26 protein-coding genes are annotated in these 26810 nt (G+C 61.1%); 19 read left to right on the forward strand and 7 right to left on the reverse strand.

Annotation, left to right across the window (positions count from 1 at the left end; translation table 11 throughout):
- Positions 1-91 precede the first annotated feature (91 nt).
- The 6 genes from lptC (at position 92) to ptsN (ending at position 5388) form a co-directional block, all read left to right on the forward strand.
- Complete coding sequence (lptC, locus tag FBZ99_RS13290) at positions 92-778, forward strand: LPS export ABC transporter periplasmic protein LptC (RefSeq protein WP_113329978.1); 687 nt, start codon at positions 92-94, stop codon at positions 776-778.
- On the forward strand, positions 775-1428 hold the full coding sequence (locus FBZ99_RS13295) for an LptA/OstA family protein (RefSeq protein WP_113351325.1): 654 nt from the start codon (positions 775-777) through the stop codon (positions 1426-1428). Before lptC ends, FBZ99_RS13295 begins: the two co-directional genes overlap by 4 nt.
- A gap of 37 nt (positions 1429-1465) precedes the next feature.
- Positions 1466-2254, forward strand: a complete 789-nt coding sequence (lptB, locus tag FBZ99_RS13300; protein WP_208409503.1) for an LPS export ABC transporter ATP-binding protein — start codon at positions 1466-1468, stop codon at positions 2252-2254.
- Positions 2255-2449: 195 nt separating this feature from the next.
- Entirely contained in the window at positions 2450-4009 is a 1560-nt protein-coding gene (rpoN, locus tag FBZ99_RS13305; protein ID WP_113351326.1) for an RNA polymerase factor sigma-54, read from the forward strand.
- A 250-nt stretch (positions 4010-4259) separates the two neighbouring features.
- On the forward strand, positions 4260-4835 hold the full coding sequence (hpf, locus tag FBZ99_RS13310; RefSeq protein WP_095433787.1) for a ribosome hibernation-promoting factor, HPF/YfiA family: 576 nt from the start codon (positions 4260-4262) through the stop codon (positions 4833-4835).
- 88 nt (positions 4836-4923) lie between these two features.
- Positions 4924-5388: a PTS IIA-like nitrogen regulatory protein PtsN gene (gene ptsN / locus FBZ99_RS13315; RefSeq protein WP_113329975.1), complete on the forward strand. Its 465-nt coding sequence runs from the start codon at positions 4924-4926 to the stop codon at positions 5386-5388.
- Between the two features lie 92 nt (positions 5389-5480).
- On the opposite strand, the gene grpE is transcribed toward ptsN, so the two are convergent.
- The gene (gene grpE / locus FBZ99_RS13320; protein ID WP_112722001.1) at positions 5481-6122 is read right to left on the reverse strand and encodes a nucleotide exchange factor GrpE; all 642 of its coding nucleotides are present in this window, start codon (positions 6120-6122) and stop codon (positions 5481-5483) included.
- A 215-nt stretch (positions 6123-6337) separates the two neighbouring features.
- On the opposite strand from grpE, the gene FBZ99_RS13325 reads away from it, so the two are divergent.
- Positions 6338-6772: a GFA family protein gene (locus tag FBZ99_RS13325; RefSeq protein ID WP_145633534.1), complete on the forward strand. Its 435-nt coding sequence runs from the start codon at positions 6338-6340 to the stop codon at positions 6770-6772.
- A 22-nt stretch (positions 6773-6794) separates the two neighbouring features.
- Here FBZ99_RS13325 and hrcA read toward each other — a convergent pair whose 3' ends face one another.
- Positions 6795-7883 (reverse strand): heat-inducible transcriptional repressor HrcA, encoded by a 1089-nt coding sequence (gene hrcA / locus FBZ99_RS13330; protein WP_069611131.1) that lies wholly within the window; start codon positions 7881-7883, stop codon positions 6795-6797.
- Between the two features lie 172 nt (positions 7884-8055).
- On the opposite strand from hrcA, the gene rph reads away from it, so the two are divergent.
- From rph to hemW, 4 genes are read left to right on the forward strand one after another with little or no spacing between them, the layout of a single operon-like run.
- Entirely contained in the window at positions 8056-8772 is a 717-nt protein-coding gene (gene rph, locus FBZ99_RS13335) for a ribonuclease PH (protein ID WP_015338597.1), read from the forward strand.
- Between the two features lie 11 nt (positions 8773-8783).
- A complete protein-coding gene (locus tag FBZ99_RS13340) occupies positions 8784-9200 on the forward strand; it encodes a VOC family protein (protein ID WP_145633537.1) in 417 nt (138 codons plus the stop codon).
- 11 nt (positions 9201-9211) lie between these two features.
- The gene (rdgB, locus tag FBZ99_RS13345; protein ID WP_113351329.1) at positions 9212-9856 is read left to right on the forward strand and encodes an RdgB/HAM1 family non-canonical purine NTP pyrophosphatase; all 645 of its coding nucleotides are present in this window, start codon (positions 9212-9214) and stop codon (positions 9854-9856) included.
- 36 nt (positions 9857-9892) lie between these two features.
- Positions 9893-11068, forward strand: coding sequence for a radical SAM family heme chaperone HemW (gene hemW / locus FBZ99_RS13350; RefSeq protein WP_112722000.1), 1176 nt, complete (start codon positions 9893-9895; stop codon positions 11066-11068).
- Between the two features lie 293 nt (positions 11069-11361).
- Here hemW and FBZ99_RS13355 read toward each other — a convergent pair whose 3' ends face one another.
- Positions 11362-12291, reverse strand: a complete 930-nt coding sequence (locus tag FBZ99_RS13355; RefSeq protein ID WP_145633540.1) for a DMT family transporter — start codon at positions 12289-12291, stop codon at positions 11362-11364.
- A gap of 151 nt (positions 12292-12442) precedes the next feature.
- Between FBZ99_RS13355 and gcvA the strand changes: the two genes are divergently transcribed.
- Positions 12443-13339 carry a transcriptional regulator GcvA gene (gene gcvA / locus FBZ99_RS13360; protein ID WP_173004585.1) on the forward strand — a complete coding sequence of 299 codons (897 nt, stop codon included), beginning with the start codon at positions 12443-12445 and terminating at the stop codon, positions 13337-13339.
- Between the two features lie 78 nt (positions 13340-13417).
- On the opposite strand, the gene dnaA is transcribed toward gcvA, so the two are convergent.
- The 4 genes from dnaA to mutM all read right to left on the reverse strand — a co-directional run bounded on the left by dnaA (position 13418) and on the right by mutM (position 18007).
- A complete protein-coding gene (gene dnaA / locus FBZ99_RS13365; protein ID WP_069611125.1) occupies positions 13418-14968 on the reverse strand; it encodes a chromosomal replication initiator protein DnaA in 1551 nt (516 codons plus the stop codon).
- 871 nt (positions 14969-15839) lie between these two features.
- Positions 15840-16115 carry a 30S ribosomal protein S20 gene (rpsT, locus tag FBZ99_RS13370; RefSeq protein ID WP_004108374.1) on the reverse strand — a complete coding sequence of 92 codons (276 nt, stop codon included), beginning with the start codon at positions 16113-16115 and terminating at the stop codon, positions 15840-15842.
- A gap of 193 nt (positions 16116-16308) precedes the next feature.
- Entirely contained in the window at positions 16309-17082 is a 774-nt protein-coding gene (locus tag FBZ99_RS13375; RefSeq protein ID WP_113351333.1) for an enoyl-CoA hydratase, read from the reverse strand.
- Between the two features lie 34 nt (positions 17083-17116).
- Positions 17117-18007 carry a bifunctional DNA-formamidopyrimidine glycosylase/DNA-(apurinic or apyrimidinic site) lyase gene (gene mutM / locus FBZ99_RS13380; protein WP_113351334.1) on the reverse strand — a complete coding sequence of 297 codons (891 nt, stop codon included), beginning with the start codon at positions 18005-18007 and terminating at the stop codon, positions 17117-17119.
- A gap of 246 nt (positions 18008-18253) precedes the next feature.
- On the opposite strand from mutM, the gene ubiE reads away from it, so the two are divergent.
- From ubiE to FBZ99_RS13415, 7 genes are all read left to right on the forward strand, one after another.
- Positions 18254-19030, forward strand: coding sequence for a bifunctional demethylmenaquinone methyltransferase/2-methoxy-6-polyprenyl-1,4-benzoquinol methylase UbiE (gene ubiE, locus FBZ99_RS13385; protein WP_113351335.1), 777 nt, complete (start codon positions 18254-18256; stop codon positions 19028-19030).
- A 62-nt stretch (positions 19031-19092) separates the two neighbouring features.
- Positions 19093-20667 carry a 2-polyprenylphenol 6-hydroxylase gene (gene ubiB, locus FBZ99_RS13390; protein WP_145322233.1) on the forward strand — a complete coding sequence of 525 codons (1575 nt, stop codon included), beginning with the start codon at positions 19093-19095 and terminating at the stop codon, positions 20665-20667.
- A gap of 209 nt (positions 20668-20876) precedes the next feature.
- Positions 20877-22460 carry an aromatic amino acid lyase gene (locus FBZ99_RS13395; RefSeq protein ID WP_113329965.1) on the forward strand — a complete coding sequence of 528 codons (1584 nt, stop codon included), beginning with the start codon at positions 20877-20879 and terminating at the stop codon, positions 22458-22460.
- A 26-nt stretch (positions 22461-22486) separates the two neighbouring features.
- Positions 22487-23869 carry a dihydroorotase gene (locus FBZ99_RS13400; protein WP_145633546.1) on the forward strand — a complete coding sequence of 461 codons (1383 nt, stop codon included), beginning with the start codon at positions 22487-22489 and terminating at the stop codon, positions 23867-23869.
- On the forward strand, positions 23869-25143 hold the full coding sequence (locus FBZ99_RS13405; RefSeq protein WP_145633549.1) for a Zn-dependent hydrolase: 1275 nt from the start codon (positions 23869-23871) through the stop codon (positions 25141-25143). Before FBZ99_RS13400 ends, FBZ99_RS13405 begins: the two co-directional genes overlap by 1 nt.
- A gap of 3 nt (positions 25144-25146) precedes the next feature.
- Positions 25147-26247, forward strand: a complete 1101-nt coding sequence (locus tag FBZ99_RS13410) for a DUF917 domain-containing protein (RefSeq protein ID WP_145633552.1) — start codon at positions 25147-25149, stop codon at positions 26245-26247.
- A 30-nt stretch (positions 26248-26277) separates the two neighbouring features.
- Positions 26278-26607 (forward strand): TfoX/Sxy family protein, encoded by a 330-nt coding sequence (locus FBZ99_RS13415; RefSeq protein WP_145633555.1) that lies wholly within the window; start codon positions 26278-26280, stop codon positions 26605-26607.
- The last annotated feature ends 203 nt before the right edge of the window (positions 26608-26810 follow it).

Consider the following 26810-nt stretch of genomic DNA (forward strand, 5'->3'; position numbering starts at 1 on the left):
CAATAATGCGAAACGATCCGATAGGGCTTTTTGGCACAGCCTCGCATAGCGTGAATGCGGTTCTCCGGATCATAAAAGACGGACCTGTTGCATGCTCAATACGATCGAGCCCCCCGGCGAGGCAATACGCTCGGTGCCGGAACGGAACGCGTATAAAGACGCGATTTTCCATTCTAACCGCGTAAAGCGGCTCAGGGTGCTGCTGCCGCTTGCCGCCATCATCATCTCACTCCTTTTTATTGCCGTCTCTGTCATCCGCGCCTATCTGCCGGCAAACATTCAGATCGAGGGCGCCAAGATCGAGGATGGCAAGGTCGTCATGGAACGCCCCGCTATTGCCGGGCGCAACAAGGATGGTATCAACTACTCGCTGCTTGCCGAAAAAGCGCTTCAGGATATCAAGAATCCCAACATGATCACGCTCAAGACCATCAAGGCATCAATGCCGGTCAATACCGACGTGATCGCCCATGTTACGGCCGCGAGCGCGGATTTCGACCGCCAGGCCGATACACTGAAGCTGACCGAGCCCTTTACCATCCTGATGGACAACGGGCTGCACGCCGAATTCAAGACCGCCTTCCTGGATGTGAAGAAGGGGGACCTTTCCAGCCAGGACGAGGTTGCTATCACCCGCGGTGGTATGTCGGTTGTTGCGCGTTCGCTCAAGATGACGGATAAGGGGAGCGTAATCGAATTCGACGGGCAGGTTCGGATGAACATCGAACCTGCCGCTCTCCATAATTCAGATAGCCAACAGAAGCCGGGCGGTTCATGATAAAGTATTGGCCTAATTCAATTTTCAATTCCGGCTTGCGCAAGGCCGGCCTTCTCTGTGCTTTTGGCGCAGCCGCCTTCTTTGCGGCCGCAAGCGCCGGCGCGCAGTCGACGACCAGCTCGATGCCGGGTCTTGCCCTCTCCAAGGATCAACCGATCCAGATCGAAAGCGACAAGCTCGAGATCCATGACCAGGAGAGCCAGGCGGTCTTCACCGGCAATGTCAAGGTGGTCCAGGGCACCACGACCATGCAGGCCGGCAAGATGACGGTCTTCTATAAGAAGAAGCAGGCAGGAGATGCCAAGCAGCCCGACAATCCGGTCGCCAAGGCTGCCAAGGAGCAGAACCAGTCGCTCGTGTCGGGCGATGCCAACATCGACCACATTCTGGTCACCGACAAGGTCTACCTCGTTTCCGGAACGCAGACGGCGACGGCGGAGGACGGCTCCTTCGACATGGCCAACCAGCTTGCGATCCTCAAGGGCAAGAAGGTGGTTCTGACCGACGGACCGAATGTTTTCACAGGCTGCCAGCTCACCGTGCATATGGCGACGGGTGAAGCACAGCTGGATTCCTGTGGCGGTCGCGTCCAGATTCAGCTCGACCCGAAGTCGCAGCAAGTGCAGCAACAACAACAAAAGAAAAACTGATACCGGCCCCCTCGTGACGACATCGACCACATCCACCTTGCCCGGCGTGCCCGGGCCGTCTTCTGCGGCATCGAGCGCACCGGCCGCGGACAAGGCACGCTATAAGGGCACGCTGATCGCCCGGGGCCTCACCAAGACCTACCGGACGCGACGTGTCGTCAACGGTGTTTCGCTGGTGGTGCGCCGCGGCGAGGCAGTCGGGCTGCTGGGGCCGAACGGCGCCGGCAAGACGACGTGCTTCTACATGATCACCGGACTGGTGCCGGTCGATGAAGGCACGATCGAGATCGACGGCAACAATGTTACCTCGATGCCGATGTATCGCCGGGCGCGGCTCGGTGTCGGCTACCTGCCGCAGGAAGCCTCGATCTTCCGTGGACTGACCGTGGAAGAAAACATCCGCGCCGTGCTCGAAGTCCACGAAAGGGACAAGACGAAGCGGGAGCGCAAGATCGACGAATTGCTGGAGGAATTCCACATTCGCAATCTGCGCAGCGTGCCGGCGATCGCGCTTTCAGGCGGCGAGCGGCGGCGCCTGGAAATCGCCCGCGCGCTGGCCACCGATCCGACCTTCATGCTGCTCGACGAACCTTTTGCCGGCGTCGACCCGATCTCGGTCGCCGACATTCAGAACCTCGTGCATCACCTGACGGCGCGCGGCATCGGCGTGTTGATCACGGACCACAATGTGCGCGAGACGCTCGGCCTGATCGACCGCGCCTATATCATCCATGCGGGTGAAGTCCTCACCCATGGCAGGGCGAACGACATCGTCAGCAATCCTGAAGTACGCAAGCTGTATCTGGGTGACAATTTCAGCCTCTGATAGGCTGAAATTCCTTCCTCCCATCCGCCAATATTAGCGAATGCTACCGCGCGCCGGAAATTTACTTCGGCTTCACAGTTCCGCTTGACCAAATCCAATAAAAAAGCAATTTTTGGGCCAGTTGGAATTTCGCGAGAATTTTAGTGAAAAGAGGCGCGGATTCCCGAGGAGTTCAAGGGGAGTCCCGCGTCCGCCATGGCATTATCGGCCAATCTTTTCCTGCGCCAAAGCCAGAGCCTGGTGATGACACCGCAACTGATGCAATCCATCCAGTTGCTGCAGATGACGCATTTCGAGCTCACGCAGTTCATCGCACAGGAAGTCGAAAAGAACCCGCTGCTGGAATTTGCGTCAAATGACGAGGATATAGGCAGCGGCGGCGATCGCGAGGCCAGGGACGAACGCTTCGAGACCATGGAAGAAGCCCATGGCGAGGATGGCTCCGAACGCAATGCCGGCGATCTTGCGAGCGACTGGTACGAGAGCGACAATACCGGCAACGCCAACCGGCTAAGCGACGAGCTCGACACCAATTTCAGCGACGTCTTTCCCGATGACGGCAACCCGCAGCGCGCCGATGCGCCGGAGCTGCTCAGCCAGTGGAAATCCATGCCCGGCGGCGATGCCGGTGAAGGCTACGACCTGGACGATTTCGTCGCGGGCCAGGTGTCGCTGCGCGATCATCTCAACGAACAGATTCCCTTCTCTCTTCCCGCCATGGGCGACCGGCTGATCGCCCAGCATCTCGTCGACCAACTCGACGACTGTGGCTATCTGCGCGGCGAACTCGGTGAGACGGCCGAACGCCTCGGTGCGACGCCTGCCGACGTCGAGCGCGTGCTGGAGGCCCTACAGCAACTCGATCCGCCCGGCGTGTTTGCCCGCTCCCTCAGCGAATGCCTGGCAATCCAGCTCCGGCAGAAGGATCGCTTCGATCCCGCCATGGAGCGGTTGATCGAGAATCTCGAGCTGCTTGCCCGGCGCGATTTCGCCACGCTGAAGCGGCTCTGCGGCGTCGATGAGGAAGACCTGCTCGACATGATGGCGGAAATCCGCCAGCTCAACCCGAAGCCCGGCAGCGGTTTCGAAACAGACATATCGGAGGCGATCATGCCCGATATCGTCGTGCGTCCCTCTGCGGACGGTAGCTGGCTGGTAGAACTCAATCCCGATGCGCTGCCGCGGGTATTGGTGAGCCAGTCCTATTTCGCCTCCGTCTCCAAGACCAGCCAGGACCATGCCTTTCTTTCGGAATGCCTGCAGAATGCCAACTGGTTGACCCGCAGCCTGGACCAGCGCGCCAAGACGATCATGAAGGTGGCAAGCGAGATCGTGCGGCAACAGGACGCGTTCCTACTGCATGGCGTCGACCATCTGCGGCCGCTCAACCTGAAAACCGTGGCGGATGCCATCAAGATGCATGAATCGACGGTCAGCCGCGTGACCTCGAACAAGTACATGCTGACGCCACGCGGGCTGTTCGAGCTCAAATATTTCTTCACGGTTTCGATCGGCGCCGTCGAGGGCGGAGACAGCCATTCTGCAGAGGCCGTGCGCCACAAGATCCGTCTGCTGATCTCGAACGAGAGCCCGGATGCGGTCCTCTCCGACGACGATATCGTCGATACGCTGAAGAAGGGCGGGATAGAGCTTGCTCGCCGCACGGTTGCAAAGTACCGCGAAGCCATGAACATCCCCTCCTCCGTGCAACGGCGCCGAGAGAAGCGGGCTCTAGCCAAAGTTTCTGGTTTCTGACGGCCGGCAACCTTCAACCACCGGATGTCAAACTCCTAACGGTCCGTTAAGATGCAGTTGACTTTCGTATGAGGCAGGGCTAGAAGCCCGCCGCAATCGCTGCAGGACAGCACGACCATGAAACTTATCCCCACCATCCAAAAGGCGGTCGATATACGCAATTTGCCTTTGACTGCGTGAAGTGCTTGGATGAGCTTGAGGCTTGGCGTAAACTGATACGCGCAATAACCACTACAAGAAGGGAAACTCCATGAGTGTGCGTGTCTCCGGTAAACATATGGAAATTGGCGACTCCTTCCGTCAGCGGATCGAGGACCAGATCGGTATGGCCGTGACCAAATACTTCGACGGGGGGTATTCGGGTCAGGTAACTGTGCAGAAGTCCAGTTCGCGTTTTGCGGCCGATTGCAAGCTTCACCTCGATAGCGGTGTCGTATTGCATGCTGCCGGCGAAGCCATGGATCCGCAGCTTGCTTTCGACGCTGCCTCCGAGCGCATCGAAAAGCGTCTGCGTCGTTACAAGCGCAAACTCAAGGACCATCAGGCAGGCAACCACGTGAACGGTCAGGCGGAAGTCGCCTATACCGTCATGGACGGCGTTCCCGATGACGACGAGGAGATCCCTGCCGACTTCGCGCCGGCAATCGTCGCAGAGAGCACGAAACAACTGAAAACCATGTCGGTGGCGACCGCCGTGATGGCGCTCGACATGACCGACGAGCCGCTGTTGCTCTTCCGCAGCCCCGGCAACGAACACTTGAACATCGTCTATCGCCGTCAGGACGGCAACATTGGCTGGATCGACGCAGCCAATATCAAAGGCTGAGAATAGAAGATAAGCGGCGGCTGCGCATCATCGCAGCTGGCCGCCGCTTGCCCGTCATCGGTTCTCGGCGACACGAAGGATAAAGAGAATGGCATTGGCAGATTTGCTACAGCAAGATGCGATCATCCCCGCCTTGAAGGCAAATTCCAAAAAACAACTGCTTCAGGAGCTGGCCGCCAAAGCCTCCAAGCTCACCGGACTGCCCGAGCGCGAAATCTTCGACGTCGTGCTGCAGCGCGAGCGCCTCGGCTCCACCGGCGTCGGCAACGGTATCGCCATTCCCCACGGCAAGCTTGCCAGCATCAAGTCCATCGCCGGCATTTTCGCGCGCCTTGAAGCGCCCGTCGATTTCGAGGCGCTGGACGACCAGCCTGTCGATCTCGTCTTCCTGCTGCTCGCACCTGAAGGTGCCGGCGCGGACCACCTGAAGGCGCTCTCGCGCATCGCCCGCGTTCTGCGGGACCAGGATCTCGTCGCGAAGCTCCGCGCCACCGATTCCGCCACCGCCATCTACGCCTTCCTCAACGAAGAGCAGGCATCCAACGCCGCCTAACCGCTTGGATTACACTGGACCAAGGCAAAAATAAGAGCCGGATGATCCGAGATCGTCCGGCTCTCTTCTTTTATTGGCGTTGCCAAAAAAGATCAGGCGTCTTTCTCGTCCAGCGGGCTGTTGGCGCCCTGCTCGGCATTTTCGACGATCTTCGGGCCACCCTTGGCGACGCCGACCATGGCCGGGCGCAGAACGCGGTCGCCGATGACGAAACCGGCCTGCACCACCTGGACGACAGTGTTGTTCGGCACTTCCGGGTTCGGCACTTCGAACATGGCCTGATGGAAATTGGGATCGAACTTCTGCCCGATCGGCTCGAGCTGACGCACACCGTGACGCTCAAGGGCCGAGAGCATTGAACGCTCGGTCATCTCGACACCTTCGATCAGCGTCTTCAGGCCGGCATCGGCGCCATCACGGGCGTCGGCCGGAATGGCATCCAGCGTGCGGCGCAGGTTGTCGGCCACCGAGAGCATGTCGCGGGCAAAGCTTGCCACGGAATAGGACTTTGCATCCTTCACGTCGCGCTCGGTGCGGCGACGGAGGTTGTCCATCTCGGCAGCAAGGCGAAGGTAGCGATCACGCAGTTCGCCGTTCTCGGCCTTCAGCAGCTCAACCGGATCTGGCTGAGACGGCTCGGCTGCATCAACGGTTTCCGCTGCATCCTGCGCGAAATCCGCTGACGTGTCAGCCGCCGTGGCGTCAGGTCCGGTTTTTGTTGTTTCGTCGGTCATGACGGTCTCCGAATTGCTTGGTCTTTGGATGTGCCCGATATCGAGGTTTGGCCGGAAAAAATCAAGGCTTTGTCGAGAAGAACAGCCAAATCCTGGCTTTGCGGCGGCGGCAATACGGCTCGCCGCTCCCGGACGCTGTTCAAGACGTCGACTGTTCAGCCCTCCTTCCTGGTGGTATGCTGAACTGCGTCTCAGCACAGCGTGAGGTGACATCAATGTCTAATGGCAAATCCCTTTCAGGCAAGTGTTTCTGTGGCGCGGTGGAAATCGCAGTCGATGGCGAGCCAATGGCGATGGGTTACTGTCATTGCGACTCCTGTCGGGAATGGTCGGCAGGGCCGGTCAATGCCTTCTCGCTCTGGCCGCCGGAAGCCGTTCACATCACCAAGGGCACGGACAAAATCGGCAGTTATCAGAAAACCGAAAAGAGCGTGCGCAAGTGGTGCACGGTCTGCGGCGGCCATCTTTTGACCGAGCATCCGCCGTGGGGCGTCACGGACGTCTATGCAGCGGTCCTTCCCGACCTCGATTTTCAGCCTGGCATGCATGTCAACTACGAGACGACAGTGCTGCATCTGAGAGACGGGCTGCCAAAGCAGAAGGACTTTCCAGCCGAGATGGGCGGATCTGGAACTTTGCTTCCCGATTGACCGCAGCAGCTAAATCCGCTCCTCAGATTCCAGGCCGGGACAGCCGCGAAATCAGCTGAGCGGTATAATCGACCATGGGCACGATGCGCGCATAATTCAGCCGCGTCGGGCCGATAACGCCGACCGCGCCGACGATGCGATCGTCCTCGTCGCGATAGGGTGCGACGATGAGCGAGGAGCCGGACAGTGAGAAGAGCTTGTTTTCCGAGCCGATGAAGATGCGCACGCCCGGTCCGCTCTCGGCAAGATTGAGGATCTCGATGAGGCTGTCCTTCTTTTCGAGATCATCGAAGAGGAGGCGCAGGCGATCCAGATCCTCCGCGCCGCCGATTTCGGCCAGCAGGTTGGAGTGGCCGCGCACGATCAGCTGCGTCGGCTTGCCGTCGTCATCGCCACCGGACCATACGGCAATACCGCGCTCAACCAGCTGATGTGACAGGCTGTCCAGCTCCTGGCGCACGCTTTCCTTGAGGCTCTGCAATTGCCGCCGCAATTCCGGCATCGTCTGGCCGGTCATATGGGCGTTGAGGAAGTTGGCGGCCTCCGTCAGCTGCGACGAGGTCGTGCCGGCCGGCAGCTCGATGATGCGGTTTTCGACCTGATCGTGCTCGCCGACGAGCACGGCGAGCGCCTTGGTCGGCTCCAGCCGGATAAATTCCACATGCTTGAGAACGGGATCGCTCTTGGAGGTAATGACGAGCCCGGCACCGCGCGAAATGCCCGATAGCACCCGGCTTGCTTCCGACATCATCGATTCCACCGGCTGGTCACGATTGCCGCCGCGCACCTGCCGATCGATATTGGCTCGATCCTCGGCGGAGAGATCCCCGACCTGCATGAAAGCATCGACGAAGAAGCGCAGACCGACCTGAGTCGGCAAGCGCCCGGCGCTCACATGCGGCGAATAGATGAGTCCCAGCTCCTCCAGATCGCTCATGACATTGCGCACGGAAGCCGGCGACAGCGACATGGGCAGCAGGCGCGAGAGATTGCGCGAACCCAGCGGCTCGCCGTTTTCGAGATAGCCTTCGACGATGCGGCGGAAGATTTCCTTGGAGCGTTCGTCCAGTGCAGCAATGACATCCGAGACCGACGATGTCGTGAATACCATTTCGCTGTCAGATCCATTCCGTTGAGCCTTAGGCAAAATATAATCATTCAGTTAGCAATGGCAAAAGGGAAAAATGTCGCCGCCGCCGCCGAGCGTCTTTCCGGCCTGCTTTTCCTTTGCAAAAGCGGCCTGCGGGTCGTAGAAGCGGTCAACGAACATTCAGGAGAGTGGAATGAGGCCTTCAGGCAGAAAAACCGACCAGATGCGCAAGGTGTCGTTCGAGCGCAATTTTTCCAAGCATGCGGAAGGCTCCTGCCTGGTAAAATTCGGCGATACGCATGTGCTCTGCACGGCAAGCCTGGAAGACAAGACGCCGCCATGGCTGCGCAACAGCGGCAAGGGCTGGGTCACGGCCGAATATGGCATGCTGCCGCGCGCGACCGGCGAGCGCATGAAGCGCGAAGCCGCCGCCGGCAAGCAGGGGGGCCGCACGCAGGAAATCCAGCGCCTCATCGGCCGTTCGCTGCGCGCCGTCGTCGACCTCAAGGAACTGGGCGAACGCCAGATCACCGTTGACTGCGACGTCATCCAAGCGGATGGCGGCACACGCACGGCCTCGATCACCGGGGGCTGGATCGCGCTCTACGACTGCCTGAAGTGGATGGAAAGCCGCAACATGGTCAAGGTCGAGCGCGTGCTGAAGGATCACATCGCCGCCATCTCCTGCGGTATCTTTGCCGATCAGCCTGTCATCGATCTCGATTATCTCGAGGATTCCTCGGCTGAGACCGACGCCAATTTCGTCATGACCGGCAAGGGCGGCATCGTCGAGATCCAGGGAACGGCTGAGGGCGCGCCCTTCAGCGAAGAGGAATTCGCCACGCTGATGCATCTGGCCAAGAACGGCATTGCCGAACTGGTGGAGCTGCAGAAGCAGGCCATCGCCTGAGGATATCTTGAATGGCTGACCCGGCCCTCGCAGGCATTCTTGAAACTGCCCTCTATGCAGACGATCTCGATGCCGTCGAAGCCTTTTATGGCGGCATACTCGGCTTGGAAAAGATATCGCGAGGCGGCAACCGCCACGTCTTCTATCGCTGCGGGCCGGGTGTGCTCCTGATCTTCAACAGTGAAGAAACGGTCAAGCCGCACGAGCCGGGCGCCCTGCCCGTGCCGCCGCATGGGACTAAGGGTCATGGTCACGTTTGCTTCCGTGTCGATGGCAACGATATCGAGGCCATGGCCGAGAAGCTGAAGGCTGCCGGTGTCGATATCGAAGCCGATTTTCACTGGCCGAATGGCGGCCGTTCGATCTATTTCCGCGATCCGGCCGGCAACAGTCTGGAATGCGCCGAACCCCGCATCTGGGGCCTATGACAGGACAGCACATGCGCAAGCTCGATACTAAGACTATCGTCGTCGCCAGCCACAATGCCGGCAAGATCCAGGAAATCCGCGATCTGATCGGGCCGCTCGGCTTTACCGCCAAGTCCGCCGCCGATCTCAACTTCATCGAACCGGACGAAACGGGCACGACCTTCGAAGAAAATGCGACGATCAAGGCGCTGGCCTCCGCCAATGCCTCCGGCCTGCCGGCACTCTCGGACGATTCCGGTCTGGTTATCGATGCACTCGGCGGCGATCCCGGCGTCTATACGGCCAATTGGGCGGAGACGGCTGACGGGACGCGTGACTTCGCCATGGCCATGCGGAAGGTCGAAACCGCCCTGGAAAAGGCCGGCGCCACCACGCCGGAGAGCCGCACGGCCCGCTTCGTCAGCGTGCTCTGCCTTGCCTGGCCCGATGGACATACCGAGCTTTTCCGCGGCGAAGTGGAAGGCACGGTCGTCTGGCCGCCGCGCGGCAGCCAAGGCTTCGGCTACGACCCGGTCTTCCAGCCGGAGGGATACCAGACCACATTCGGCGAAATGAGCGCCGAGCAAAAGCATGGCTGGAAGCCCGGCGACGAGCAGGCGCTGTCGCACCGCGCCCGCGCCTTCAAGATCTTTGTCGAAACCTGCCTGGAGGCGTAAGCTAATCCCGTGGAAATCGTGGACACACAAGATCTGATGCACGGGGCGCAATTGCTGCCCGATACCGGCGAACCCGGTTTCGGCGTCTATGTGCATTGGCCCTTCTGCGCGGCCAAGTGTCCCTACTGCGATTTCAACAGCCATGTCCGCCATCAGCCTGTTGATCAGGAGCGCTTTGCTGCCGCCTTTCTGAAGGAAATGGCGACGATGCGCATGATCAGCGGCCCGAAGACAGTGACAAGCGTCTTCCTCGGCGGCGGCACGCCTTCGCTGATGAAGCCGGAAACGGTGGGCGCGGTGCTCGATGGCATTGCTAGGACATGGCATGTGCCCGACGGTATCGAGATCACCATGGAAGCCAATCCCTCGAGCGTCGAGGCCGAGCGCTTTCGCGGCTATCGCGCCGCTGGCGTCAATCGCGTATCGATGGGCGTGCAGGCGCTGAACGACCGCGACCTGAAATTCCTCGGACGTCTGCACGATGTCGCCGATGCGCTGAAGGCGATTAGGCTGGCGCGCGAGATCTTTCCGCGTATGTCCTTCGACCTCATTTATGCCCGCCCCAACCAGACCGTCGAGGAATGGGAGCGCGAGCTAAAAGAGGCAATCTCCTATGCGGTCGATCACCTCTCGCTCTATCAGCTGACGATCGAGGAAGGCACGCCCTTCTACGGCCTTCACAAGGCCGGAAAGCTGATCGTGCCCGATGGCGATCAGTCGGCGCTGCTTTATGAAGCGACGCAGGAAATCACCGAGCGCGAGGGCATGCCGGCCTATGAGGTCTCCAATCACGCGCGCCCCGGCGCCGAGAGCCGGCACAATCTCACCTATTGGCGCTACGGAGACTATGCAGGCATCGGCCCCGGCGCCCACGGCCGCCTTACCAGAGGCCCGCAGAAGCTGGCGACCGCGACCGAGCGCAAGCCTGAGAGCTGGCTCGAGATGGTCGAGCGGGACGGGCACGGCATGGTCGACCAGGAAATGCTTGGGTTTGATGAACAGGCCGACGAATTGCTGCTGATGGGCCTGCGGCTGCGGGAGGGCGTCGATCTCGCCCGCTGGCAGCAGCTTTCCGGCCGCGATCCCGACCCGCAACGCGAGGCGTTTTTACTGGAACACGGTTTCATAGAGCGGATCGGCAATTCCCGCCTGCGCTGCACGCCGGCGGGAATGCTGGTGCTCGACTCGGTCGTCGCCGATCTCGCCTGCTGACCACTTTCTCCTGGAGAGGGGCGCCACGAAGCGGCAGATGGGGGTGATCCCGCATGTGAGATGATGACTCGGCTGTTGACGAGATCGCCCCACCCCGGCACTACGTGCCGACCCTCCCCCTCAAGGGAAGGGTAATCGCATATGGACAGGTTAGCCCCTCATCCGTCCTCTCACAGTTCGCTTCGCTCAACTGTTCGAGTCCACCTTCTCCCCGCACGCGGGGCGAAGGGAGTTGATGAGATCGCCCCCTCTCCCCGTCAAAACGGGGAGAGGGCTGGGGTGAGGGGCACCTTCTATTTCATATGCAATGGCCCTACCCTCGAGGGAAGGGTGAAGAGGCGGCCATCGATTGCCGCCAGACCCACCGCGATCAAGGCCATGCCGATGAAATGCTTCGGCTGCAGGCTTTCGCCGAGAATGAGCGCGCCGAGCAGTATGGCGCTGACAGGGATCAGGAAAGTCACCAGCATCAGATTGGTGGCGCCGGCCGTCGCCAGGATGCGGAAGAACAGCACATAGGCGATGGCGGTCGACAGGATGGCCAGGCCGGCCAGCGCCGCCCAAGTCTCGGTGGACGGCATTGCCAGCGTCCACGGGCGATCGACCAAGAGCGCGATTGGCAGCAGCATTATCGCCGAGCCCGTAACCTGACCGGCGGCCGGAATGATCGGTGCCAGCCCCATGCGGCGGAAGCGCCGCCCGAAAATACCGGCGAGTGAGTAGCTGAAAGCAGCGCCCAACACAGCCAGCTGCGCCAACACGTTGGAACCGAGGCTCGTCAGCACCGAGGGGCCGATCATCAGGGCCACGCCGACAAAGCCGACGATGACGCCGAGCAGGCGGTTGCCGGTCATCTTCTCATCCTCCGTCAGGAAATGGGCGACGACCACGGCAAAGAGCGGCGTGGTGGCATTGAGGATGGATGCAAGCCCGCTGGCGATATGGGTTTGCCCCCAGACGATCAGCAGGAAGGGAATGACATTGTTAAGGAAGCCCATGCCAAAGAAGGCGAGCCAGGTCTGACGGTCTTTCGGCGTCGCATGTCCGGTGGCACGCACGATGACATGCAGAGCAATGGCGGCGAGTGCGACGCGCGCCGTGACGATGGTGAAGGGCGGCAGCTCACGCACCAGAATGCCGTTGAACAGGAAGGAGCCGCCCCATAGGATGGATAGCCCCACCAGCATGCTCCATTCGACCGCGCCCATGGATTTCTGTGCCATCTGATCATCTCCAGCGCTAATTGAGTTTTACTTATTTGTTGCCAATCGCGACATGATTGCCAACCACCGTAATTGCTGGAATAATCGCGCTATATGGAGGCTCTGGCAAACGAGTCTTTTTCGAATTATGGTTTAGCTGAGCTCAATCATCATGGATCAACTGCCATCCCTTTCGGCGCTGCGCGCCTTCGAGGCCTCCGCCCGGCATCTCAGCATGACGCTGGCTGCAAGCGAGCTGCATGTGACGCCAGGCGCCATCAGCCTGCAGATCCGCGACCTCGAAAGCAGCCTCGGGGTACGACTTTTCGAGCGGCGAGCCCGCAGCCTGGCGCTGACGAGTGAAGGCGCCGAGTATTTCGCGACAATGCGAACGGCCTTCCGCCTCATCCGCGAGGCGACAGCGGCCTTGGCGATGCGCGCCAAGGATACGGTGCTGACCCTTACCTGCACTGCCGGCTTTGCCACGCACTGGCTGGTGCCGCGGCTGCGGCGCTTCGAGGAGGCCCATCCCGATATCGACCTGCGCATCAGCGCTTCCTATCGCATGATGGATTTCCAGCGGGATGGGATCGACATTGCCATTCGCCACGGCCTCGGCGGCTACGAGGGACTGGCAAGCGAGAGATTTCTCGATGATGAATATGTGCCGGTCTGCGCGCCGGAAATGGCAGCGGCGCTTGGCCCCTCTCCCGCTGTCGATGACTTGGCCGGCCTGACGCTGATCCACGATGTCTATCGGCGCGACTGGGAGCTCTGGCTGAAGGCGGTCGGCGCCACGCGGGTGGATGCCATGCACGGACCGGTCTTCACCGATGGCATGGGCGCTTATCACGCCATGAAGGCAGGCCTCGGCATCGCGCTGATGCGCCGGTCCTTCGTGGAGCAGGAGCTGGCTGAGGGCACGCTCGTTGCGCCTTTCCCGACCGGATTTGCGAGCGCGCTTGCCTATCATCTCGTCTATCAGCCGGGTGCGCTGGAAAGGCCGGCCGTCGCGGCCCTGCGCGCCTGGTTATTTTCAGAGGTATCGCGCACGACGCCGCCGACCTAAAGTGCGCTTGGAGCGCAAAAAGAAACGGCCGGCGATCAAGCCGGCCGTAGACTATGTGGTGAATGCCGATCGCTCGGCTTATTCGTTGATGAGACGCTTCAGCAGCTCGATCTCGTGCGACAGCTTGCTGTCGCCGGCGATCAGTTCCTCGATCTTGCGCACCGCATGCAGGACCGTGGTGTGATCGCGGCCACCGAAGCGACGGCCGATTTCCGGAAAGGAACGCGGCGTCAGCGTCTTCGACAGGTACATGGCGATCTGGCGTGGCTTTACAATGACGCGCGTGCGGCGGTTCGAAACCAGTTCCTGGCGCGACACATTGTAGTGGCGGGCGACGATGCGCTGGATGTCCTCGATGCGGACGCGGCGCGGCTCGCCGGAGCCGACCAGATGCGCCAGCAGCTCGTCGACGCGCTCGACCGTCAGGTTCGGCTCAAAGGAGCGGCGGAAGATAAGCTGGTTGAAGGCTCCTTCCAGCTCGCGGCCGCTGGCGGTGACGTTGCGGGCGACATGCGAGAGGATTTCGGCCGGGATTTCCAGCGACGGATCATCCTGACGGGCAGCATCGAGACGGCGCTTGAGGATCTCAAGGCGCATTTCATAGTCCGGCGCCTCGACTTCGATCGCTACACCGCCCTGCAGGCGCGAACGAACGCGGGGATCGAGCGATTCCAGCTCCCAGGGAGCGCGATCGGCAGCAACGACGACCTGCTTGGCGCTGTCGAGCAGCATGTTCAACAGATGGCAGAACTCGTGCTGGATCATCTTGCCCTGCAGGAACTGCATGTCGTCGATGATGAGCAGGTCGATATTGCGCAGCGAGTCCTTCAGCGTCAGCGCGTCATTATCGCGGATAGCGGTTGCGAAGCGCCACATGAAGTATTCCGCCGTCAGATAGACGACACGCAGGCCGCGCGGGTTCTGCACCGCTGCATTGGCGATCGCCTGCAGCAGATGCGTCTTGCCGAGACCAACGGTCGCATGGACGAAGAGCGGATTGAAACGCACGGCGCCGGAGCCGGCTTCGGCGATGGTCTTTGCCGCGGCAAGGCTGACGCGGTTCGAGCTGCCTTCGACGAACGTATCGAAGGTGAAGCGGGAATCGAGCGGAGAGCCGAAGAGCGGCGCACCCGCCGTCGCGGGCCGGGCAGCCGCAGCCGCGCTCACCGCCTGGGCAACCACCTGGCCAGCCGGCTGGGCGACGGCGCGGCGGATCGGCGCGACAGCCGTTTGATCCGGCACCGCCGGCTGCTCATCGGCGCATGGCTTCGCGCCCTGCCGGGTCGCGGTGCGCACCAGAATTTCGACTTTGAGGATCTCGGCATCCTCAGCCTGGAACAGGCTGGTGATGAGATCGAGATAGCGATTGTTGATCCAGGACTTCAGAAATGTCGTCGGGACCGTGAGGCGAACGACGCTCTTCGATACCGAATGAAGCTTGAGCCGCGCAAACCAGCTGGCATAGACATCGGGTCCGACCTGAGCCTTCAAGCGCGCGCTGACGCGCTCGAACAAGTTACTTTGCGCCACGTCACCCTTTTCCCCCGCCGCTTCTAAGCAAACCGCACCGAACGCCTGCGCATTGTCCCCATTTTCCAACGCACCCGTCGCCCTCGTATGTATCTGCATATAGTGCCGCCTTCCACAGTCTCTTTATAGGGCGGGAGCACATCACTGCCGCCCTTGGTTCTTCGCCATGGCATGACGGTCACGCTCGTTGTCCAAGCTGCGCCGCATACCGGTTCATCAGCCACGCCCGGCCTGCGGGCTTTACAGGAACACTGTGGCAAAAACCGCTCTTTAAAGCAGCCTTCGTCTCGGCGTCTGTAACCGGAGCATCAATCGGCCCTCGTATTCCGACTGACCGCTCCAATGGCTGTCAATTTTTCTCCCCTCCCCGCAGCCACGCCAATGATTTGGGCCGCAAAGGACAGACAAGCTTCCTCGTTCCGCAAGCGTCGCCGCTTCCGGTTCTTACTCGTCAACTGTTTGAAAAAACGGAACTGAACTGCTCCGTCACAAGAGACAAAACCACCTCCACCGCCATATGTGACGGTGTTTGCCGAAGCCGTTTAAGGTGAGATCCGCGCCCCTTGTTGAAATCCATTTAGGCAGGATCGAAGGCAGATATCAACGATGAATTTTACACAAAATTAAGAGGCGGCCATTGACTCCGGAGGCCATTTTTGACTGTCACAAGCCCTTCAAAAAAGAATCGCTGTTGAATCAAAGAGATTCCTGTCGAACGCGATTCCCACAGCTTTCAAAAGAAAAAAAATAAAAAATCCCTTGACTCAGTTGTGAGCCGGCAATGCGTCATGCAGATCACCCAGCGCTGGGATATCCTGCCGCAACCCTTTGTTTCCAAAGGTATATTTCTGTCACGTCAATGACATGATCGACCGGCCATTTTTGGCAATGCGGCATTTTTTTGGCCGAATCCAAAAAGCCCGGCGCGAGGGCCGGGCTTAACTCTAACGATTAAATCGTTAACGAAAGATTATGCAGTCGGGGCCGAAAGGGCCTTCACACGCTTGGCAAGACGCGAAACCTTGCGGGAAGCGGTGTTGGCGTGAAGCACGCCCTTGGTGGCTGCGCGAGCCAGTTCCGGCTGAGCAGCAACGAAAGCTGCCTTTGCGCGATCTGCATCACCCGATGCGATGGCTTCTTCGACCTGGCGAACGAACGTGCGAACGCGCGAGCGACGAGCCTTGTTGACATCGGTGCGGCGGGCGATCTTGCGGGTCGCTTTTTTCGCCGAGGTAGTATTGGCCATGTATGCCTCTCTTAGAATTCGAACAAAACTCCATCCTTGCGGCGCGGGCCCCATGGCCACTTCATCCAGCAATGCGGGAGCAATTGCGGAAAACCAGAGCGGCTTTCCAAACTGTGGCGGGCATATAACCGGAATGAGCCGCGGCGTCAACGCGGATTCTCGCCAAACCCGCGTAATTCCTGAATCCCGACCCTTAGCGGTTCTTGAAGGACGGCTTGCGCTTCTCAACGAAGGCCGCCATGCCCTCCTTCTGATCCTCTGTGGCAAACAGGCTATGGAACAGGCGGCGTTCGAAGCGCAACCCCTCCTCAAGCGTGGTTTCGAAAGCGCGGTTGACCGCTTCCTTGGCCATCAGCACTGAGGGAAGCGATAGCGATGCGATCTTGGCGGCGGCGGCCAGCGCTTCGTCCAAGAGCTTGTCCGCCGGCACGACACGCGCCACCAAGCCCGAACGCTCCGCCTCCTCCGCATCCATCATCCGGCCTGTTAATACCAGGTCCATTGCCTTTGCCTTGCCGACCGCGCGCGTGAGACGCTGTGAGCCGCCCATGCCAGGGATGACGCCGAGCGTGATTTCTGGCTGGCCGAATTTGGCGGTCTCCGATGCGATGATGAAATCGCACATCATCGCCACCTCGCAGCCGCCGCCGAGCGCGAAGCCGCTGACCGCCGCGATAACGGGCTTGCGGGCATTGGCGATCTCGGCCCAGCCGCTGAAGAAGTCATTCTTGTAAGCGTCGACGAAATCGAGCGACTGCATTTCCTTGATGTCGGCGCCGGCGGCAAAGGCCTTTTCCGAGCCGGTGAGCACGATCGCGCCGATGGCATCATCGAGATGAAAAGCGGCATAGGCCTGCTTTAATTCGGAGAGGACCGTTGAATTCAGCGCATTCAGCGCCTGCGGCCGATTGATCCTGATGAGACCGACGGCCCCATGTGTTTCGACGATGAGGGTTTCGTAAGCCACGTCTCTCTCCCTTTTACCAGCTTTGGACCTTCAATCAGCCTTGGCAGGAAGCGCAGTAGAAAGAAGAGCGCCCCGCCTGGACGATGCGACTGACCGTACCGCCGCAACCGGGCGTACTGCAAGGCTGGCTTTCACGATCATAGACGGAAAAGGAATGCTGGAAATAGCCGAGCGAACCGTCCGTCTGGATATGATCGCGCAACGACGAACCGCCTGCGGCTATCGCATCGGCAATGACCTCGCGGATCGCCTCGACCAGCGCCAGCAGCGCTTCGGTCGGTTTGCCGGTATCCATAACCAGCGTGCCGGCGGCACGCAACGGCGACAGGTGAGAGCGCCACAGCGCCTCGCATACATATATATTGCCGAGACCGGCGATGTTCTTCTGGTCCAGCAGCGCGCTCTTCAGCGGCTGCGCCTTGCCGGCGAAACGCTTAGCCAGATAATCGGCATCGAGTTCATTACCCGTGGGTTCCGGCCCGAGATCGCGGAAGAAGGGATGGCTGGCCATCTCGGTCCGCCTGACCATGTCCATGAAGCCAAAGCGACGGGGGTCATTATAGATGACGCGCGCATCACCGCCAGCGCTCGCCAGATGGAAGACCACATGATCGTGCTTCTCGTCCTTGGAACGGGGATGATGGAATTCGCCCGGCGTTCGCGCTTCCCGACCGGCTTCGACCCGAAACGAGCCGGACATGCCGAGATGCGCGACGATCGTCTTGCCATCGTCGAGATCGATCAGCAGGTATTTGGCACGGCGCGACAGCGACGCGATGCCGCGGCCCGAAACGGCCTCAGCGAAATCGACAGGGAAAGGAAAGCGCAGATCGTTGCGGCGCAGCTCCAATTCCTTGAGAACCGCACCTTCCATGGAAGGTGCCAGCCCGCGTCTGACGGTTTCGACCTCTGGTAATTCCGGCATGGCTATCCATCTTTATGTTTCAACCGCTTATGATCTGAGCTATAGGCCAAAGCATTGCGGCTGTTGATCTGGCTGATGAGATAGCGTGGCAAACGCGATTTCGCTATGGTCCGCCGCTGAATACTGCATAATTCCTTAGACCGGAATCGATTTAAGGAGAGAATTATGCAGCAAGTTTAAAGTGTTACAGCGACCTTTGCGCGCCATAAATGACGCGCGGCGCTGTAATGTAACGGAGTTGAGCCGATGGCAGACAGCCGCACCTCCGCCGATGGCGGCATGGAAACATCCTATGGCTTCCGCGAAGTAGCCGATGGTGAAAAGCAGGGCCTCGTCAACGAGGTGTTCCACAAGGTCGCCAAGCGCTACGACGTCATGAATGATGTCATGTCCATGGGCATGCATCGCGCCTGGAAGGATGCGATGGTCGCGGCGCTCAACCCGCGCAAGGATCCCGCCTACAAGGTGCTCGATGTTGCCGGCGGCACGGGCGATATCGCCTTCCGGATTGTCGAGGCCTCGAACCGGCTGGCGCACGCGACGGTGCTCGACATTAACGGCTCGATGCTGGGCGTCGGTGCCGAACGCGCTGAAAAGAAGAAGCTCTCCGACAATCTCACTTTCGTCGAGGCGAATGCCGAGGAACTGCCTTTCGAGCCGAATTCCTTCGACGCCTATACGATCGCCTTCGGCATCCGCAACGTTCCACATATCGATGTGGCATTGAAGGAAGCCTATCGCGTGCTGAAGCGCGGCGGCCGGCTGCTCGTGCTCGAATTCTCCGAAGTCGACCTGCCGCTGCTCGACCGCGTCTACGACGCCTGGTCCTTCAACGCCATTCCGAAGTTCGGCAAGGCGATCACCGGCGATGCCGAGCCCTATCAATATCTGGTGGAATCGATCCGCAAGTTCCCGAACCAGCAGGACTTCGCGACGATGATCCGCGAGGCTGGCTTCGCGCGCGTGAGCTTCACCAATTACACCGGCGGCATTGCCGCGCTGCACTCCGGCTGGAAGCTCTGAAGCATGATATCCAGTCACCCGATCCGGCTTTTGGCCTCCATATTCCGAGACCTTGAGACGATATGAGTGCTTTCAGCGCATATTTCGGCCTTGTTCGGGTCGGCTGGGTGCTCGTGCGCGAAGGCGTGGTCATGGCGCTGCCATCGGAAGGGCTGCCGCCCTCCGTCAGCCTCGCCAAATCCTTCGTCAGCATCTTTGCCCGCCGCAAGGCGAAGAGCCAGGCCCGCAGCGACCGGCTTGCCCAGGCAGTCGAGCGGCTCGGGCCTTCCTATGTGAAGATCGGCCAGTTCTTGGCGACTCGACCCGATGTCGTCGGCGTCGACATGGCAAACGACCTGTCGAAGCTTCAGGACCGGATGGCTTTTTTTCCGCATACTATGGCGACGGCAGCGATCGAGGCGTCGCTCGGGCGGCGGATCGACGATCTCTACGCCAGCTTCGGCGAGCCGATTGCCGCCGCTTCGATAGCGCAGGTGCATCCGGCAGAGGTCGACACGGCCGAAGGGCGCAAGCGCGTTGCCGTCAAGGTGGTCCGGCCTGGCGTGCGCCAGCGTTTTTCTAACGATATCAAGGCAATGTATCTCGTCGCGGGTATGCAGGAGCGGTTCATGCCCTCCAGCCGGCGCCTCCGGCCCGTGGAAGTGACCAAGACGCTCGAGCAGACCACGAAGGTCGAGATGGATCTGCGGCTGGAAGCGGCTGCACTCTCCGAGATCGCCGAAAACACTGAGAAGGATCCCGGCTTCCGCGTTCCGAAGGTCGACTGGGAACGCACCGGCCGCGACGTCATCACCATGGAGTGGATCGACGGCGTGAAGATGTCCGACGTCGAGGGCTTAAAAGCCGCCGGACACGATCTTAACGCACTCGCCGACACGCTGATCCAATCCTTCCTGCGCCACACACTGCGCGACGGCTTCTTCCATGCCGACATGCACCCCGGCAACCTCTTCGTCGATCCCACCGGCATGATCGTCGCCGTCGACATGGGCATCGTCGGCCGCCTGGGAAAGAAGGAGCGCCGCTTCCTCGCCGAAATCCTGTACGGCTTCATCACCCGCGATTATATCCGGGTGGCCGAAGTACATTTCGAAGCCGGCTACGTGCCCGCCCATCACAATACCGAGAGTTTTGCGCAGGCCATCCGTGCCATTGGCGAGCCGATCCATGGCCAACCGGCCGAAACCATCTCCATGGGCAAGCTTCTGACGCTGCTCTTCGAAGTGACCGAACTCTTCGACATGGAAACGCGGCCCGAACTGGTGATGCTGCAGAAAACCATGGTCGTGGTCGAGGGCGTATCGCGCATGCTCAATCCGCGCTTCAACATGTGGAAGGCGTCCGAACCGGTGGTCGGCGACTGGATCCGCACCAATCTCGGCCCGAAGCGGATCATGACCGATCTGAAGGATGGTTTGAAGGCAGCCGTGAAGCTCGCCGAAGCCGCGCCTGAGATTGCGGCCAAGACCGAAAAATTCCACCACGAACTGCTGCATATGAGCGAAAACGGCCTGCGTTTCGATCCGCAGACCGCCGAAGCGATCGGCAAGGCCGAGGCCAAGCACAGCCGCTCCGGCCGCTTCGCGCTTTGGGTGATTGCGCTGACGCTGCTTTACATCGCCTGGCATCTTGGCTGATCGCCAAGCTTTCTGATGCTTCTTTCTCGCCCCGGCCGAAATAGCTTGGCCGGTGCGGGAAGCCGCATGCGCGCGCAAACATAGAGTTGCGCGATGTGCGCACTCGTCCCAAAATCAGTCTGTCCGGCACGGATCAAGGTGTTCGCCATTTGGGATATCCCATTGACGATAAGGCTCGCATAGCCTTGCAAAAAAGGAGAACAGCAGAGATGGAGCGTCAGAGAGCCGGCATCGAACTCACCGGGCAACCCCTTGGGTTCAGCGATCTGGTGCGGATCGGCGCGGGGGCGGTGCTGCCGTCGGCATCGGAAAGCGGCATGGCGCGGGTGCGACTGGCGCGCAACGTTCTCGAAAGCACCATTCAATCGGGCATGCCGGTCTACGGCTCGACAACGGGTGTCGGAGCCATGAAAGATGTCGAATGGTCCCCCGAGGATCTCGATGCCTTCAATCTCGGTCTCGTGCGCGCCCATCATTTCGGCACAGGCGCCCCCTTCTCCATGTCGGTCGTCCGCAATGCCATGGCGATCCGCGTCAATACGGCTCTCACCGGTCAGGTCGGTTGTTCGCAAGAATTGATCGAAGCCTATCTGCAGCTCTTGAGCTCGGATGTCATTCCCGTCGTCAGGCGCACGGGCTCGATCGGCTGCGCGGATATCGGTCTGATGGGCCAGATCGGCGCGGTTCTGACCGGCGTTGGCGAAGCCGTCTATCGCGGCCGACGCATGCAGGCTGCCGATGCCTTCGATGCCGCCGGCATCGCTCCGGTCAGGATGATGCCGCGCGACAGCTTGGCCTCGCTCAGCGTCAATGCGGTCAGCTTCGCAGCCGCTGCCGAGACGACCCGCAACGCCGCCGCCTCGATCCGCGTGCTGCTTGCGACTGGCATGATGGCGGCTGGCGCGCTCGGCGCCTCTCGCGATCCGTGGATTTCCGTGCGCCATGTCGGCACCGCGCGCGAAGCCCTGATTGGTGCCTGGCTCTGTAACGCCTCGGAAGAATGGCCCTGGCCGGTTGCGACCCATGTGCAGGACCCGCTCAGCCTGCGCATGATCGCCCAGGTCTTCGGCGCCGTCATCGAAAACCTCCTGACCGCCGGCCATAAGATTCTGGCCGCGACCGGCCGTTCGGATGACAACCCGGTCATCGTCGATGGCCGTGTGATGACCTCGGGCGGCTCTCTTCCGCTCGATGTCACCGTGCTTCTAGAAGCGGCCGTCATCTGCATGGCCCATGCCGCCCGCAATGCCTTCAATCGCTGCGTCCTGCTCGGCAACGGCCAGCGGCGCGGCCTGCCCGTCAATCTGGTGCCCGAAGGCAGGATCGCGACCGGCTTCGGCCCGATCATCAAGCTTGCCGGCGAGATCTTCTCGCGCGTGCTCTCCATGTCCAATCCGGTCTCGGCACAGTCACTGGTGGTTGCGGCAGGTATGGAGGACGAAGCCGCCTTCCTGCCGCTTGTGATCGAACGTTTCGAGCGGCAGATGCGGGCGCTGAAGCGTCTTGCCGCCCTTGAGGCCCTGCTGTCGGCGCAAGCAATGGATATTCTCGGCGACAAGCCTGAGGGCGTTGCGCGCATGCTTTATGACGTGGTGCGCAAGCATGCCGACTTCTATGTCGTCGACCGGCCACTTTCGGCCGAAGTCGAGGCGATCGAGGAGGAGCTCGGCTCGGAGTCCTTCGTCTCTGACTTGATCGCCCACAAGCCGATCATCGCCTATGATGACTTCTTCGCGCTCGGCTCGCTGGAGCGGGTCGAAGAGCGGCTTTATCGCGACACCATTGCCATCTGAACCAACCGACGAGCGAGGGAATGCACATGGCCGATTTCGATCTTGTTCTGCAAGGCACTGTGGTTCTGCCTGAACGCATCGTGGAAGCCGGCTATGTCGCCGTGCGTGACGGCAAGATCGCCGAGATCGGCATCGGCGTGCCTCCGGCCGCGCGCGAGCGGCATCTGCTCGGCAAGGCGCTGATCCTGCCTGGTGCGATCGACGCACAAGTTCACTCCCTCTCGCAGAAAGACCAGGAGGATTTCATCTGGTCGACCCGCTCTGCAGCGGCCGGCGGCGTCACCACCATCGTCGACATGCCCTATGACGAAGGCAATCTCGTCTGCTCGGCAGCGGCGGTGAAGAAGAAGATCGACCATGCCGCGCCGCAATCGCGCGTCGACTTTGCCCTCTACGGCACGGTCGATCCGGAGGAAGGCCCGGCGCGCATCGCGGAAATGGTCGAGGCCGGTGTGGCCGCCTTCAAATTCTCCACCTTCGGCACCGACCCCAAGCGTTTCCCGCGCATTCCGCCCGCCCTGCTCGAGGCCTGCTTTGCCGCCATCGCGCCCACGGGCCTGACAGCCGGCGTGCACAACGAGGATGACGAAGCGGTCCGCACCTACATGGAGCAGGTGAAGGCGAGCGGTATCACCGACTATCGCGCCCACGGCCTGTCCCGCCCGCCTATCACCGAGCTTCTGGCCATGCACACGATCTTCGAGACGGGCGCTGATACCGGCTGCCCAGCGCATGTCGTGCATTGCTCGCTGGGGCGCGGCTATGACATCGCCCGCGCCTATCGCCGCGACGGTTTCGAAGCGACGGTCGAGTGCTGCATCCATTACCTGACGCTCGATGAGGAAAACGATGTGAGGCGCCTCGGCGGCAAGGCGAAAATTAATCCGCCGATCCGCCCCCGCGCCGAAGTGGAAACCTTGTGGCGCAAGGTAGCGGAGGGCAATGTCTGGCTCGTCTCGACCGATCATGTCAGCTGGTCGGAAAACCGCAAAACCAATCCGGATATGCTGGCGAATGCTTCCGGCGTGCCGGGACTGGAGGTCATGGTGCCGCTCTTCGTAAAGGGTGCTCTGGAGCGCGGCGTGCCGCTGACCTGGGCGGCGAAGCTGATGGCGGAAAACCCAGCTAAGCATTTCCGCCTCGACCATATCAAAGGCGCGCTGACGCCGGGCAAGGACGCCGATATCGTCGTTCTGGAACCGCGCGAAACGATCTATGACGCGGCGGCCAGCGGCAATAACGTCGTCGGCTGGAGCCCCTATAACGGCATCCGCCTGCCCTGGACTGTGTCCGCCGCCTATCTTAGAGGCAAGCAGATCACCGAGGGACAGAAGGTGCTGGCCGAACCCGGCTCCGGCAGCTTTGTCCGTCCCTTGCCTCGCCAAGTCATTGCCGGAGATGCAGCCTGATGACCGAAACCAAGCGCCACAACCTGCCCGTAAACGCCGATCGCATCGCCGAGGATATCGATGCGCTGGCAAGGATTACCGATCCGGGCCACCCGTGGACCCGCCGCGCCTTCTCGCCGCTCTTCCTCGAAGGGCGCGCCTATATCGAGGCACGGATGAAGGCGGCAGGGCTTGAGACCCGCATCGACGCCGCCGGCAATCTGATCGGCCGGCGTACCGGCGCCAAGCCTGGCCTCGGAACGATCCTTGTCGGCTCGCATTCCGACACCGTGCCCGACGGGGGCCGTTTCGATGGCATTGCCGGCACGATCGCAGCGCTCGAAGTTGCGCGCTCCTTGAAGGATCGCGGCATCGAGCTCGACCATGATCTGGAAATCGTCGATTTCCTCGCCGAAGAAGTCAGCATCTTCGGCGTCTCCTGCATCGGCAGCCGCGGCATGACCGGGCAGATCCCCGAGGCGTGGCTCTCCCGCGTGAGCGGCGACCGCACGCTTTCTGAAGGAATTGCCGAAGTCGGCGGTGATCCCTCCGTGCTGCTCTCCCAGAAGCGGCCGGATCTCGCCGGCTTCCTGGAGCTGCATATCGAGCAGGGCCCGGTGCTGGAAGCCGAGAACAAGGATATCGGCATCGTCACCGCGATCGCCGGCATCACCCGCATCGAAATCACCGTGGAAGGCCGCGCCGATCATGCCGGCACGACGCCGATGGACCGCCGTGCAGATGCGCTGGTGGCGGCCTCGCAGCTCGTCCTCGATATTCGTCAACGCGCGGCGGAGCAGGCGAAAACGCCGGGCCATTTCGCCGCGACCGTCGGCGAATTCCGCATCGAGCCGAATGCCGCCAATGTCGTGCCATCCAAGGTCGTGCTGTTGATCGACGGCCGCGCCGAAATCCGCCGCGACATGGAGGATTTCCTGGCCTGGATTGACGGTGAGGTGAAGACCATCGCCGCCGATTATGGCGTGACGATCAACCCGCCGGTGCGTGTCTCCGACAACATGCCGACGCCGGGCGCTCCGGTACTGCTCGAAACGCTCGAACGCGCCTGCGAGACTGTCGGCGCCAAACATCGCCGTATGGCCTCCGGCGCCGGTCACGACACGGCCTGGATCGCTAAGGTCGCGCCGGCCGCCATGATCTTCGTGCCCTGCAAGGAAGGCCGCAGCCATTGCGCCGAGGAATGGGCCGAGAAGGACGACATCGCCATGGGCGCCGCCGTGCTTTTCGAAGCGGTGCGCGACATGGACAAGAACCTCAAACAGAACCGGGAGTAGCCGATGGGACGCATACTCGTTGCCAAGGATGTGGAAGCGGCCGTCAAGGGCGGCTCCGTTTACGCCGCAGGCGGTGGCGGCTGGGCCGATCATGGCCGCATGCTGGGCTATGCAGCCGTCAATGTCGGCAAGCCGGAGCTGGTGTCGATCGACGAATTGAACGACAGCGACTGGATCGCCACGGCTGCCGCCATCGGCGCGCCGGCCTCCACCACCCCGTGGGAAATGCAAGGCATCGATTACGTGAAAGCCGTGCAGCTGCTGCAGGACGAGCTTGGCGAAAAGCTTTCCGGCCTGATCATCGGCCAGAACGGCAGGTCCTCGACGCTGAACGGCTGGCTACCGTCGGCCATTCTCGGAACGAAGGTGGTGGACGCGGTGGGTGACATCCGCGCCCACCCGACTGGTGATATGGGATCGATCGGCATGGCCGGCTCGCCTGAGCAGATGATCCAGACCGCCGTCGGCGGCAACCGCGCCGAGAACCGCTATATCGAACTGGTCGTGAAGGGCGCGACGGCGAAGATTTCGCCGATCCTGCGTGCGGCCTCCGATCAATCCGGCGGCTTCATCGCCTCCTGCCGCAACCCACTTCGCGCTTCCTACGTCCGCACCCATGCGGCGCTCGGCGGCATCTCCATGGCGCTTTCGCTCGGCGAGGCAATCATCGAGGCGGAAAAGAAAGGCGGCAACGCCGTCATCGACGCCATCTGCAAGACCACCGGCGGCCATATCCTGGCCGAAGGTACGATCACAAAGAAGGACGTCGTCTACACGAAGGAAGCCTTCGACATCGGCACCATTACGGTCGGCAGCGGCGACAAGGCCGTCATCATGCATGTGATGAACGAATACATGGCCGTCGAGGATGCCGGCAGCAAGCGCCTGGCAACCTTCCCCTCCGTCATCACCACGCTGTCGCCGGAAGGCGAACCTCTGAGCGTCGGCCAGCTGCACGAGGGTATGACGGTCTTCATCCTGCATGTACCGATGGATATCATTCCGCTGTCTGCCAGCGTGCTCGACCCCACGGTCTATCCCTCTGTCGAAAAAGCCATGGGTATCGAGATCGCGAGATACGCTCTGGCCGGCAAGAAGAACTGACGGGAAAGCTTGGAAGCGCGGGAGGCGCAGATGGCTCGTGACACAGGTCTTGAAGAATTGCTGAGAGAAGAGCTCGGGCGACGGCCCGGGCTCAGGGAGAAAGGAATGTTCGGCGGCTGGGCCTTTCTGCTCAATGGCCATCTCATGTGCGGCGCCCGTGATGATGGGATGCTGATCCGCCTCGGCAAAGGCAATGATGCCTGGGCGCTGGAGCAGCGTGACGTCAAACCCATGCAGTTGGGCGGCCGAAAAATGCTGGGATGGGTGCGCGCCGGGCCGGACGCTTATGGCAATGACATGCTGCGCAAGCGGCTGCTTCTGGCTGCGCTAGACTTCGTCGAAGGCCTGCCGCCGAAGTGAACGCGTATTGAAGAACACTCCTCTTCTCCCCAGCGGGGAGAAGATGTCCGTCAGGACAGATGAGGGGATGAGAGACTAAGGAGCGAACGTCTGAGCGGTACGCGAAGACGATATGTGCCGCATCGCCCCCTCATCCGACCCTTCGGGCCACCAACCGGGGTCGAGCCACGGGTCTCGACCTGTCCTTCGAACCCCCGCTGGGG

Source organism: Rhizobium sp. ERR 1071, from assembly GCF_007828675.1.
In the GTDB taxonomy this organism is placed as follows: domain Bacteria; phylum Pseudomonadota; class Alphaproteobacteria; order Rhizobiales; family Rhizobiaceae; genus Rhizobium; species Rhizobium dioscoreae.

What these genes read in the sequence shown, in the direction of transcription:
- lptC (WP_113329978.1), top strand. Translation starts at nt 92, where the DNA reads ATGCTCAATACGATCGAGCCCCCCGGCGAGGCAATACGCTCGGTGCCG.
- FBZ99_RS13295 (WP_113351325.1), top strand. Translation starts at nt 775, where the DNA reads ATGATAAAGTATTGGCCTAATTCAATTTTCAATTCCGGCTTGCGCAAG.
- rpoN (WP_113351326.1), top strand. Translation starts at nt 2,450, where the DNA reads ATGGCATTATCGGCCAATCTTTTCCTGCGCCAAAGCCAGAGCCTGGTG.
- hpf (WP_095433787.1), top strand. Translation starts at nt 4,260, where the DNA reads ATGAGTGTGCGTGTCTCCGGTAAACATATGGAAATTGGCGACTCCTTC.
- ptsN (WP_113329975.1), top strand. Translation starts at nt 4,924, where the DNA reads ATGGCATTGGCAGATTTGCTACAGCAAGATGCGATCATCCCCGCCTTG.
- grpE (WP_112722001.1), bottom strand. Translation starts at nt 6,122, where the DNA reads ATGACCGACGAAACAACAAAAACCGGACCTGACGCCACGGCGGCTGAC.
- FBZ99_RS13325 (WP_145633534.1), top strand. Translation starts at nt 6,338, where the DNA reads ATGTCTAATGGCAAATCCCTTTCAGGCAAGTGTTTCTGTGGCGCGGTG.
- hrcA (WP_069611131.1), bottom strand. Translation starts at nt 7,883, where the DNA reads ATGGTATTCACGACATCGTCGGTCTCGGATGTCATTGCTGCACTGGAC.
- rph (WP_015338597.1), top strand. Translation starts at nt 8,056, where the DNA reads ATGAGGCCTTCAGGCAGAAAAACCGACCAGATGCGCAAGGTGTCGTTC.
- FBZ99_RS13340 (WP_145633537.1), top strand. Translation starts at nt 8,784, where the DNA reads ATGGCTGACCCGGCCCTCGCAGGCATTCTTGAAACTGCCCTCTATGCA.
- rdgB (WP_113351329.1), top strand. Translation starts at nt 9,212, where the DNA reads ATGCGCAAGCTCGATACTAAGACTATCGTCGTCGCCAGCCACAATGCC.
- hemW (WP_112722000.1), top strand. Translation starts at nt 9,893, where the DNA reads ATGCACGGGGCGCAATTGCTGCCCGATACCGGCGAACCCGGTTTCGGC.
- FBZ99_RS13355 (WP_145633540.1), bottom strand. Translation starts at nt 12,291, where the DNA reads ATGGCACAGAAATCCATGGGCGCGGTCGAATGGAGCATGCTGGTGGGG.
- gcvA (WP_173004585.1), top strand. Translation starts at nt 12,443, where the DNA reads ATGGATCAACTGCCATCCCTTTCGGCGCTGCGCGCCTTCGAGGCCTCC.
- dnaA (WP_069611125.1), bottom strand. Translation starts at nt 14,968, where the DNA reads ATGCAGATACATACGAGGGCGACGGGTGCGTTGGAAAATGGGGACAAT.
- rpsT (WP_004108374.1), bottom strand. Translation starts at nt 16,115, where the DNA reads ATGGCCAATACTACCTCGGCGAAAAAAGCGACCCGCAAGATCGCCCGC.
- mutM (WP_113351334.1), bottom strand. Translation starts at nt 18,007, where the DNA reads ATGCCGGAATTACCAGAGGTCGAAACCGTCAGACGCGGGCTGGCACCT.
- ubiE (WP_113351335.1), top strand. Translation starts at nt 18,254, where the DNA reads ATGGCAGACAGCCGCACCTCCGCCGATGGCGGCATGGAAACATCCTAT.
- ubiB (WP_145322233.1), top strand. Translation starts at nt 19,093, where the DNA reads ATGAGTGCTTTCAGCGCATATTTCGGCCTTGTTCGGGTCGGCTGGGTG.
- FBZ99_RS13395 (WP_113329965.1), top strand. Translation starts at nt 20,877, where the DNA reads ATGGAGCGTCAGAGAGCCGGCATCGAACTCACCGGGCAACCCCTTGGG.
- FBZ99_RS13400 (WP_145633546.1), top strand. Translation starts at nt 22,487, where the DNA reads ATGGCCGATTTCGATCTTGTTCTGCAAGGCACTGTGGTTCTGCCTGAA.
- FBZ99_RS13405 (WP_145633549.1), top strand. Translation starts at nt 23,869, where the DNA reads ATGACCGAAACCAAGCGCCACAACCTGCCCGTAAACGCCGATCGCATC.
- FBZ99_RS13410 (WP_145633552.1), top strand. Translation starts at nt 25,147, where the DNA reads ATGGGACGCATACTCGTTGCCAAGGATGTGGAAGCGGCCGTCAAGGGC.
- FBZ99_RS13415 (WP_145633555.1), top strand. Translation starts at nt 26,278, where the DNA reads ATGGCTCGTGACACAGGTCTTGAAGAATTGCTGAGAGAAGAGCTCGGG.